We start from the raw sequence: 10,850 nt of genomic DNA, 5'->3' as shown, positions 1-10,850 counted from the left end.
AGGCGCTTTTCTTTTTCCGGAATACATCTGACTCGAAAAGCCACCCTAATCATTTCATCCTTCCACTTTTCAGTCTTCACCTTTCACTCTTCCCACCATGTCCCTTACCAAAGAGCAAAAGAGCCAAATAGCAGAACGCCTCGCAGACGGAGCCGGCATCGCCGACATCCAACGCCTCATCGTCGATGAGTACAAAATCCCCATGACATACATGGAAGTGCGTTTCCTCATGGACGATCTCAACCTCGACCTCGCCGCACCTCCCGAACCCGAGCCAGAACCCGAAGTCGACGCCGAATCTCTGGAAGCCCAACCTGCAGAAGCGGAACTCGTCGGAGACGGATCCGTAAGCGTCGAGATGGACAAAATCAAACGCCCCGGGGCTGCCCTCAGCGGAAACGTCACCTTCAGCGACGGAGTCACCGCAAACTGGACCGTCGATCCCTACGGCCGACTCGGCCTCGATTCCGACCGCCCCGACTATCAGCCAAGCCCCGAGGACATCGAGGCCTTCCAGCTCGAACTCCAGCGCCAAATGCAAGGCCCAGGCGGCCTCTAGCCGCAGAGCGGAACAGAGCCGAAGACCTGCCCAAGGTGTAGGACTAAAACTCATTATTCTTCAAAGTGAATATACTCCTTGACGTTCGCGCACAAGGAAGTTCATATTCACCAACATGAATACTATAGAAGTTTACGATCCTGCCCTTTGTTGCTCCACCGGCGTCTGCGGCCCCACGCCCGACTCCGAGCTCGCCGCATTCGCTTCCACTCTGGAACGCCTGAAGGCAAAGGCCGTCTCAGTCACCCGTCACAACCTGGCTCAAGAGCCACTGGCGTTCGCCCAAAATTCTGAAGTCAAAGCCATACTGGAAAAGGACAGTGACTCCGCCCTGCCTCTCGTTTTCATAAACGGAAGCCTCTATTTCCGTGGCACCTACCCGACTCCAGCTCAACTTGAGAAAGTTCTCGGACTTCCATCCGAAAAAGCTCCTTTGACTTTCGTAAAAGCGGACGCCCCCAAAGCCAGCATGAGACAATCCTGCTGCGACCCTTCAACTGGCTGCTGCTAACATTGGAGGGACGAGCTCTACCTCGTCCGCAATAACCATGCCCACGTATACTCAAGCAAAGCCCATTACCGCATTCCTCGAGCAAGCGACTCGCTTCCTCTTCTTCACCGGAAAAGGCGGCGTCGGAAAAACATCACTAGCCTGTGCCACAGCAGTCGCCCTCGCCGACAAAGGCAAATCAGTACTGCTCGTCAGCACCGACCCCGCTTCCAACCTCGACGAAGTCCTTGCCACCGAACTCTCCAACCAACCCACTCCGGTAAGAGGTTTGGAAGGCAAACTGGATGCACTCAATATCGATCCCGAGTCCGCGGCTCGCGACTATCGCGAACGCATTGTGGGCCCCATTCGCGGAGTGCTTCCGGATGCAACCGTTCGCAACATCGAGGAACAACTCTCTGGAGCCTGTACCACTGAAATCGCTAGCTTCAACGAATTCTCCAGCTTACTTGGAAAGCCCGAATCAGTAACCTCTTACGAGTATGTAATTTTGGATACAGCACCTACCGGACACACGCTGCGTCTGCTCGCCCTACCCGCCGCCTGGAGCGAGTTCATCGCCGAAAACAAGTCCGGCTCAACCTGCCTCGGGCCCTTATCGGGACTTGCAGACCAACGCGAGGTCTATGAAAAAGCCCTCGCAGCCCTGCGAGACGCAAGCCAGACGACACTCGCCCTCGTAGCCCGTGCCGACACCTCTTCGCTCAGAGAAGCAGATAGAGCTCAAAAGGAGCTCTCAGAACTGGGAATCAAAAACCAAGCCCTTCTTCTCAACGCAGTTTTCCATTCTTCCGAAACCTTCGACCCCATGAGCCAGGCCTTCGCAAAGCGTTGCCAAGATGCCCTCCGAGACATCCCTGCAACCCTGAGCGCCTTACCACAGTTCGAAGCCCCGTACCGTGTCAGTGGCCTCACCGGGCTCGATCGACTCCGCTCTCTGTATTCAGATACAGACGACGACGTTGTCAGGACAAATATAGAAATCCACAGTGAAGCCCACCCGTCGCTTGACGAACTCATCGACGATATAGCAAGTTCTGAACGCGGCGTAATCATGACCATGGGCAAAGGCGGTGTCGGAAAGACTTCCCTCGCTAAGAGGATCGCTCTCGAACTGGCCAAGCGCGGAAAACGTACCCTTCTCACTACTACGGATCCTGCCAATCACGTGGAGGACCTACAATCCGAAGACTGCCTCACCGTAAGCTCGATCGATCCTAAGCAGGTCACTCGACAACACGTTGAAACCGTTCTCGCGACGACCGGCAAGGACCTCGATACCGCTGCCCGCGAACTTCTCGAGGAAGAGCTCCGCTCCCCATGTACAGAGGAAATCGCGGTCTTCACCGCCTTCGCTCTCGAGGTCGCTAAGGGCGAGGAGCAATTCGTGGTTCTCGACACCGCCCCTACTGGACACACCCTCCTACTGCTCGATGCCACCGAAGCCTACCATCGCGAAGTGCTCAAAAACGCCGCAGCCCTTCCGGAATCGGTCCAGCATCTTCTGCCTCGCCTTCGGAATCCCAAATTCACCAAAACCTTGATCGTTACACTACCTGAAGCCACCCCCGTGCACGAAGCTGCACAACTACAAAAAGACCTCCGCCGGGCTGGCATCGAACCCCACGCTTGGATCGTCAACCAGTGTATTGATACTAACGCGACGCAGGACCCAAAACTTCTCGCCAAAGGCGCCTTCGAACACAACTTCATCCGCGAAGTAGCCACTCAACACGCCACTCGCTACGCGATCAACCATTGGTCACCCACAGCTTGAACGACTTTGCTCCTTTCCAAATGAAAAAGATCCTCATCCTCTGCACCGGAAACTCCTGCCGTAGCCACATGGCCGAAGGCATTCTTAGAAACGCGCTCGGCGATGCCCACCAAGTCATTTCAGCCGGAGCCAAGCCATCCGGCTACGTCCACCCGCAAGCCATTGAAGTCATGCAGGAAATCGGCATCGACGTTTCAACCCACACTTCCAAGCATCTTGACCAATTCCTCGACGCCGGTATCGACACCGTCATTACAGTCTGCGGAAACGCCGATCAAGCCTGCCCCACATTTCCAGGCAGGGTCAACCGCTACCACTGGGGATTCGAAGATCCCCCACACGCCCAGCGCGAGGGGGAGTCGCTCGTCGAAGCCTTTCGCCGGATACGAGACGAGATCAAGATCGTTTTCGAGGCCTACGCCGCTGGCCTGCTGGAAAAGTAAGGCGGATAACGGCCGGACGCCGACCATGCTTTCATCTTTTCTTTGACACGTCTGCTAGATGGTCCGTTGCTGCCAGACGGAAACGATGGCTTCAACCGACCAGAGAAAACCACGTAGATTCACCCTCCCTCTTCTTAAGTTCCTCAAAGGGTACCGCAAGAAGGACTTTCTCTCAGACACCAAAGCAGGTGCCAACGTTGCCCTGCTCGATTTTCCACAAGGCATGGCCTACGCCATGATTGCGGGCCTACCAGTCAACTTCGGCATTTATTCCAGCGCCATTGGTTCGCTTACTGGTCCGTTACTGGGAAGCTCCCGCTTTCTCATGCTGGGCCCCACTAATGCAAGCGCAGTCCTGCTCCTAAGCGGATTCCTTTCACTAGATTGGCCCGAAGCGACCCGCATCGCCGCGATGCCGCTACTCCTCCTCATGATTGGAGCTATCATGGTCGTGGGCGCTATGGCTCGAGCCGACATCGTAATTCGTTATGTTTCTCGCAGCGTCGTCACCGGCTACGTCAGCGCAGCCGCTCTGCTCATAATCGTCAACCAACTCAAGCCAGCGCTCGGTATCGATGCCCCCAGAGCCGCCACCTTCCTCGACTCTCTCATCGTCACTTTCGAGCATATAGGCTCTTTCTCACCTGCTTCGCTGGGGCTTTCCGTCGGAACCATCATCGTGGCCCTTGCCTTCAAGCGCTGGTTCAGGGTCGTTCCTTACGTCGCCGTCACTCTTGCCCTCGCTGCATCCGCCGCCTGGTACCTGCCGCGCTTCGGAATAAGTTTCCCATCTTTGGACTCAGTGCCTGTCGGCAGCTGGCCTATCAGCATCCCTCGCTTCAACTGGGACCAAATGCACGACCTGCTCGGCGTCGCCTTCGCCATCGCCTTTCTCTCCCTTCTCGAGAGTGCTTCGATCGCTAAGTCACTCGCCTCCCAGGCTGGCGACACCGTCGACATCCGGCAGCAAATGATCAGTATGGGCGTGGCGGATACGGTGAATGCATTCGGCTCAGGAATGCCTGTCTCAGGCTCGCTCACCCGCTCCACGCTCAATTACGCCAGCGGAGCCAAGTCGCCCATTTCCTCTATGATAAGCGGCGCCATACTCGTAGTAGGAGCCCTTCTGCTCGGCCCCATTATTGGGTACATCCCTAAGGCAGCCCTCGCTGCCCTCGTCATCCTCGTCGGCGTCTCCCTCATTCGGCCCGCCACGATTAAGGCTCTGGTAAAAGCCACCAAGTCCGACTGTACCACTTTTTTGATTACGTTTTTTAGCGGCCTTGTCTTCCCGCTCGACACTGCTATCTACGCCGGTGTTGCCGTCTCGGTAATGCTATTTCTGAAAAAGGCATCTACGCCAGACCTCGTCGAATACGGATTCAACGAACGTGGCGAACTGACGGAGAAGAAACATGATGACGAGACGGCTGCGATTTCCATCATGCACGTTGAGGGGGACCTCTTCTTCGGCTCTACTGATGTATTCGAGGAGCAATTACGCCAACTCGTCGTCATCCCAGAGATCAAGGTCATCATACTACGTCTCAAGAACGCTCGCCACCTCGACGCCACTGGTGCCCTCGCTATAGGTGATTTCGTCAAGCAAGCTCGCCTCCGCGGAGTAGAAGTGGTGGTCAGTGGTGCCATGCCGGAGATCATGCGCGTCCTCACCAACACCGGCGTAAGCGAAATCCTCGGAGCCGAAAATCTCATGGAATTCACCCCAGACAACATTACGCTCAGCACGCGCAACGCCTTGAAACGCGCCCAAAACCTGCTCGGTGTTGAGTCCGCCGAGATCATGCTATTCGGAAGAAAGACCATTGAAGAATAGCCTAGCAGGGCGACTTCGCGTCGCCAGCCCCTCAGCAGCACTCTCCCTCGCAGCAGGCATCGTCACGCTGTACGCAAGCGATACTTGTATCCAACTTATCTAGACGATTCGCATCATCACGAAACATACCTTCCGCAAATACGCGTTCCAATTCTCTTAGGTTCGCCGCGAAGAGCGACTCGTCCGCCGCAGCTATTTCATAAATGGTCCAATTGTTGTGGCGACGCGAATCCAATAAGCCATGCTTCTTCAAGTAGGCCAATTGTTTCGAAACCTTCGGCTGTGGCATCTGCAAAGCCTCTTGGACATGACAAACGCAAAGCGGCCCCTTCCGCAAAAGGTTCAAAATGCGCAGACGAGATTCCTCGGCCAGGCTCTTGTAGATCGAAACGCAGTCCATAGGCTCATTGATATCCATTATAGAGAATATTCAGTCAATCCCAACTGCGCGACGAAACGGGTCAAAGTCCTCGTACCCGCTCTCCAGAGTTCCTATTCGGCGGGCAGCCCGATACGGAAAAATATCGGCACCGTGAAATCATCGGTCAGTTCCAAACCCTGCAGCGCTTTGCGGACTGAACCCACTTCGGTCCACGTTTCAAGATCATGGGAATAGTACACTTTGAGAAGCCAAGCACGGCTGGTTCCACTTAGAAGCAGATGCGCTTGGCCGCGCTTGCGTACTAAGGAGAGCTTCGGTCGTGATCGGGCGTCATTGGGATTGGTGTCGAGCCGGAGTTCGTCCTTGTTTGAAAATCCGTCCCCATCGAAGTCTGAATGGGAAGGATCAAGCATATCGTCGATTTGATCTTTGGTAAAATACCTTTGGAGGGCTGCTTGGTCCTGTGATCCGCTCAGAACCGTGAGAGTCATCGTATCAAAGGATTCCTGACCAAACTCGTCCTCGACCCATAGCTCTACAAGGTACTCGCCTTCCGAAATTTGTAAGCCGACCCGGCGCTCATCAGAAACGTAGCCATCGATTTTCCACTTCCATTTTGCGATCGCCCAATCATCCGTCGATAGCGACCCATCCAAGATGACGTAGCTCCACTCTCCGCTTGCATAAATTTCCAAATCCGGTCCTGCATCGGCAATAGGAGGCAATACACCTCGCTTATTCGACTTATCATTAAGCGGTTTCCAATAGGGACCGCTCCACTCGTCTTGGGGAAGGTGTTCGTTGAAAGTCCCATAACCTGCGATGTACAGCTTCCCATCGTTTCTCAGCGCCAGAATCTGCGACCCAACGAGACTAAAGTCGGCTACGTCAGCGAACAGGAGGGGTCTCCCACGAACGGGTAGTGACCTAGGCTCGAATCCATGTCCTTGAAACCCGATCCAATCGCCAATTCCCCAGAGCGAGCCGTCTTCGAGCAACCAAGCGTTTAGTTTATCGCCTATCGCCACCTTGCTGACTGGTCCAGGCGAGAGCTTCACGAGATCCTCTACGAAATAGCCAGGCGCACCCAATTCGCCCGCTTGACTGTTTCCCATCCCCCACAGGCTTCGATCCTTCTTTACGACGAGCACAGTTCCCGCTCCCAAATAGAGTTCTTCCACCCCACTAGACATGAGTCGGTAGGGTTCATCGGGCGGTATCAATTCGCCGTAGGAATAAGGTCCTAGCTTGGCAATATTGTTGTATCCATATGCCCATACGGACCCGTTCTTTTCCAGATAAAGAACCAGGTCGTCGTAAGCCTCTACTTGCTTCACTTCCGAATCACGGATGCGAGCCCACGTTTTCTCGCTGGGATCTGGGTATTGGCTTTCAGCCACCAGCCCACGATTTTCAGTAGACCACAAGGAACCGTCTTCCATCACGACATAGAGACTACTCGCTCCTATAGCAGCGTCGACCGCTCCGCTTTCGAACACTTTAGTGAACGGGGACCTACTGCTACTAATGTAACCGAGTCCAAGTTCGCCGTGATAATTCGATCCGGCAACCCAAACGCCTCCGCTTTTATCGATCACAATGGTTTTGCCAAAATAGCTTTGGACCGAAGCTAGATCATCGGCTGCGTGGCGAGTGGGGTGGGATGAATACGCCTGTCCATTTTCTAAGACAACCACCTCTCCGGAAAGGGCAGCAATTGGCTGGTCGTCTCGGACGGATACTGTAAAAGTCGTGAAGTCGCTAGCCCCGTCGTAGTCTGTCACCAGCAAGCTTACCGTGGTATCGCCAATCGGAAAATATTGTGTCGAGACTCGGCCGTACGCAATCTGGTCTCCCCATGTCCACTCCCATACGGCGATAGAGCGGTCATCGCTCGATGGTGAACCATCCAGTGAAACCAAGGAGCCTCCTTTCTCGATGAAATCGTAATAAGTATCTGGAACGTCCACCGCTGCAATCGGCGGCTTGTTTTCGCGAGAGCGACTTCCATTGGCTATCTTGAAAAGCGGAGTCGGTTTTGAGACCTGATCGAGGTGTCTCGCATAATAACCAGACCAAGTTTCGGCCACCCAAGCAGAGCCATCTTCGAGGAGAAAGACCCGATACGATTCGCTGATGGAAACGGAGAGAACGTCGCTGGCGAAATGCTCGTCGAGTTCACCGGCAACCAGGACTTTCGAATATTCGTCTCCGCGATTTATGGGAGTGCCAACACTACGTCCGTCGTCATCTATCGCCACAACCTGGTCACCAGAGGCAGAGATATCGCGAAAATGCTCCCCGAAAAACTTCAGCGGATTCGAGTTTGGGCCAAAATAGAAGTCACCTACCGTTATCAAATTCGAATCTTTAGTGATGGCCGAATACGACCCATCACTCTTTTGGTAGAAGAGCGTCTTGTCTCCAATGCTGCATAATTGACTGACGCCTGCCACCAGCACTCTCTCTGGCCTAGGGTTGGAAAAGGGCGAATCGAACACCCAGACGCTACCATCCTCGAGCAACAAAGCGCTAAACCGGTCGGATGCCAGCACTTGGACGACGTCCGAGCCGCGGAGAATACGAGGGACTAGCTCTTGAGAACTTCCAGCTTGCCCCGAATAGATGGAGCCCATCCCCATTGCAGTTCCGTCCTCGAGCAGGAAGATACTGTTATGCGATCCAGCCGAGATCTCCACAACACCACTTGGCCAGATTTGCTTCATCGAAAACTCGCCGGTGGACTCGAGACCTAGTTGGCCAGCCGCGTTCGAGCCTCCACCCCAAAGCGAACCGTCTTCCATCAAGACTAAGGTGTGGTTTTCACCACCTGCGACTTGCACGACACCCTCATCGAAGAGTGGTTCAAAAACGTCGAAGCGACTCCTAGCCTGATCGATTCCAAACGCATTGTAATAGTTGTGACCAATTCCCCACAGCGACCCGTCCTCTTTGATGAGCAAGATACGGTTCTCCAAAGCCAAAACTTGGCTAACCGGCGTAAGTGGCTTCACCTCAACCGTGAAGTTCTGGCTCGCGGAAACACCATTGTCATCCGTCAACTCAAGCGTGATCGGCACCGTGCCAGTGGCGAGAATAACTTCCGGATTCGCCAACTCGCTCGACCCCTCCGGCCAAGTCCATTTGTAGGAAGCGATCGACCAATCATCATAAGACTGCGAGCTGTCGAATTGCACCTTGGCAAAACCATCGCCGTCGAAGTCGATCGCAAATCCAGATACCTTCCCAAGCGGCGTCGGAGGAAGGTTTTCGAATAGTGAATTAGTCGTGGGGGAAATCTTGTTGAGCGAAGAATAAATGTCTCCATGGAGCCCAAGACCAAATTGACCATATTGATTCGATCCCATCGCCCACAAGGAACCGTCTTTGAGAAGAACTGCCCCATAGTCCGTTCCAGAGCTGAGCTGCGTAGCGCGTCCTCTAAAAAGCGGAACAAAGCTATATTGATCTTCTGGATACAATAAGAACTGAGTCGGCAGGTAATTTCCCGCCCCCACGATTGAGCCGTCCTGAAGAGTGATGAAGGTCGCGAACGGTCCGGACTGGATGGCCCTAGCCCCCGCACCCAATACCTTTAAGAAACCGTATTGCTCACTGTCTGTATTACCGCTCCCCAATTGACCGGAGCCCGCCGCCCCAGTTGTCCAAACGCTCCCGTCGGACGCAAGCGCCGCGAGATGCCGCTGCCCCGCAGCGATATCCACAAATCCACTACCGCCTATCTGGTGGAATTTCGCATGTTCGCTGGAACGAAGTTCCGGCTCGGCGTACCGAAGAATCTCACCAGAGGCCCAGAGCGTTCCGTCTTTTTTGAGAATGGCGGAGAAGTCACTTCCCGCCACTGCCTTCTTGGCATCAGAGGGAAAGATCAAGGTAGGTGAATAGTAGAAATTACCCGGAGGGATTCCAAAAACGCCGGGCCAATCTGATCCGCTTCCGAAGACGCGCCCGTCTTCGTCCACAAAAAGGCTAAAAGCGAATGCGGTTGCGATGGAGACGATTCCAGAGTCGAAGACCTTCTCGAGATCTGCAAAATATTTGTTTTCTCCGATCCCCAAAGCACCGTTCGGATTCGAGCCGCTCGCGTAGACGGCTCCGTTCTCGAGGCGAAACAAGGTATGATATTCCGCAGTTGCGACCTCTACCACGCCGTCTAGGGGAACTCTCTCGAATCGCGTCAACCGAGAACCGTAATTCTCGATGCCGAGAGTCGCATCGATATTTCTCCCGGCGGCGTACAGTTTCCCATTTTTCCTCAACACAAACAAACGGTCGTGACCGGAAAAGGTCCGGACGATCGGCGAGAACGAATCGACCGTGATCTCCACCGAATCGGAATGGCTTTGCGCGGATTGGTTCGTGACCGCCAATTGAACTTCATGGGTTCCCACCGGCAGCTGGATCTCCACAGTTTCACCTTCGGCCGAACCTCCACTCCAGGTCCACCTCCACCTGACAATTTCATCCAGCGAACGACTGCGGCTACCATCGAGCTGCACGACGCCGCGTCCGTCGTTGTCCAGGTCGTCCACCTCGCAGTCCGGACCAGCGTTAGCTGCGGGCTTGATCGGGCGACTTCCACGGTAGTTCGCAATCGCTGAAGCTGTTTGACGCAATGTGCGGGCATTATCGGCCTGTTCGGCTCCCGTAGCGAAACCATCGAAAAAGACATCCGGCCCAGAAAAGTAGTTCACCTCCGCTCCAGGGGCATACGCCATGACCGAGCGAAAGCGGCGCGGCGAATTTGGAGGTCCAAAACGATGCCCGTACGAATAGGGAAACAATCCCGGCCCATCCGCGTTGTCAGGATCGTGAGCTGCCCCGAGGTTGTGACCAATCTCATGCTGGAGAACAAGATCGCTAATCGCATACTGTCCGGAAACGACCCCAAACCCGAAGTTCGGAGCCCCGTTTGTCTCACGGAGCAGATACGCGCTACCTATGTGATCTATAGAAGGATTGTCGCCGCGGAAAAGATAGACTAGGTCCGCCCCCATATTGTCCCGCCATTCAAGAACTTCGTCCATCACGCCATCGCGTAGACGAAGGTGATTGAGGTCGACGTCCATATTCGTTTTGTCCTCATCGTAGTCGACGCTTCGCAAGCCAACCAGCCTGAGCGAGAGGTCGATGCCACTATTGCTGAACGCCTCGTTGCTGGTCACCACAGAGCTCTGCACCAGAGCTTCCACTCCGTCGTAGCCGCCGTAAACCTCTTCGAGCGAGGTTGTGTAGACAATGAGAAGGTCGAGCACCAGAGCTTCACTGCGGGCTAGACTTGTCCCTAACTGCGATAGTAGCAGTAGGAACAAACAACGAC

At 54.6% G+C, this 10,850-nt stretch carries 7 protein-coding genes; 5 read left to right on the top strand and 2 right to left on the bottom strand.

The window, feature by feature from the left end:
• The first annotated feature begins 97 nt into the window (after positions 1 to 97).
• From QEH53_RS22285 to QEH53_RS22265, 5 genes are all read left to right on the top strand, one after another.
• Positions 98 to 559, top strand: coding sequence for a hypothetical protein (locus QEH53_RS22285; protein WP_309025444.1), 462 nt, complete (start codon positions 98 to 100; stop codon positions 557 to 559).
• Between the two features lie 115 nt (positions 560 to 674).
• Positions 675 to 1,070, top strand: coding sequence for an arsenite efflux transporter metallochaperone ArsD (gene arsD / locus QEH53_RS22280; protein WP_309025443.1), 396 nt, complete (start codon positions 675 to 677; stop codon positions 1,068 to 1,070).
• Between the two features lie 37 nt (positions 1,071 to 1,107).
• Positions 1,108 to 2,847 (top strand): arsenical pump-driving ATPase, encoded by a 1,740-nt coding sequence (arsA, locus tag QEH53_RS22275; RefSeq protein WP_309025442.1) that lies wholly within the window; start codon positions 1,108 to 1,110, stop codon positions 2,845 to 2,847.
• 20 nt (positions 2,848 to 2,867) lie between these two features.
• A complete protein-coding gene (locus tag QEH53_RS22270; RefSeq protein ID WP_309025441.1) occupies positions 2,868 to 3,290 on the top strand; it encodes an arsenate reductase ArsC in 423 nt (140 codons plus the stop codon).
• Between the two features lie 85 nt (positions 3,291 to 3,375).
• Entirely contained in the window at positions 3,376 to 5,127 is a 1,752-nt protein-coding gene (locus QEH53_RS22265; RefSeq protein ID WP_309025440.1) for a SulP family inorganic anion transporter, read from the top strand.
• 31 nt (positions 5,128 to 5,158) lie between these two features.
• On the opposite strand, the gene QEH53_RS22260 is transcribed toward QEH53_RS22265, so the two are convergent.
• Positions 5,159 to 5,545: a metalloregulator ArsR/SmtB family transcription factor gene (locus QEH53_RS22260; protein ID WP_309025439.1), complete on the bottom strand. Its 387-nt coding sequence runs from the start codon at positions 5,543 to 5,545 to the stop codon at positions 5,159 to 5,161.
• A gap of 74 nt (positions 5,546 to 5,619) precedes the next feature.
• Positions 5,620 to 10,785, bottom strand: coding sequence for a M12 family metallo-peptidase (locus tag QEH53_RS22255; RefSeq protein WP_309025438.1), 5,166 nt, complete (start codon positions 10,783 to 10,785; stop codon positions 5,620 to 5,622).
• Between the last annotated feature and the right edge of the window lie 65 nt (positions 10,786 to 10,850).

This window comes from Pelagicoccus sp. SDUM812002, assembly GCF_031127835.1.
In the GTDB taxonomy this organism is placed as follows: domain Bacteria; phylum Verrucomicrobiota; class Verrucomicrobiia; order Opitutales; family Opitutaceae; genus Pelagicoccus.
This window is presented reverse-complemented; position numbering and strand designations above follow the sequence as displayed.

Bases quoted from the DNA above. Each gene is read 5' to 3' on its own strand.
- arsA (WP_309025442.1), top strand. From the start codon at position 1,108: ATGCCCACGTATACTCAAGCAAAGCCCATTACCGCATTCCTCGAGCAA.
- arsD (WP_309025443.1), top strand. From the start codon at position 675: ATGAATACTATAGAAGTTTACGATCCTGCCCTTTGTTGCTCCACCGGC.
- QEH53_RS22265 (WP_309025440.1), top strand. From the start codon at position 3,376: ATGGCTTCAACCGACCAGAGAAAACCACGTAGATTCACCCTCCCTCTT.
- QEH53_RS22270 (WP_309025441.1), top strand. From the start codon at position 2,868: ATGAAAAAGATCCTCATCCTCTGCACCGGAAACTCCTGCCGTAGCCAC.
- QEH53_RS22285 (WP_309025444.1), top strand. From the start codon at position 98: ATGTCCCTTACCAAAGAGCAAAAGAGCCAAATAGCAGAACGCCTCGCA.
- QEH53_RS22260 (WP_309025439.1), bottom strand. From the start codon at position 5,545: ATGGATATCAATGAGCCTATGGACTGCGTTTCGATCTACAAGAGCCTG.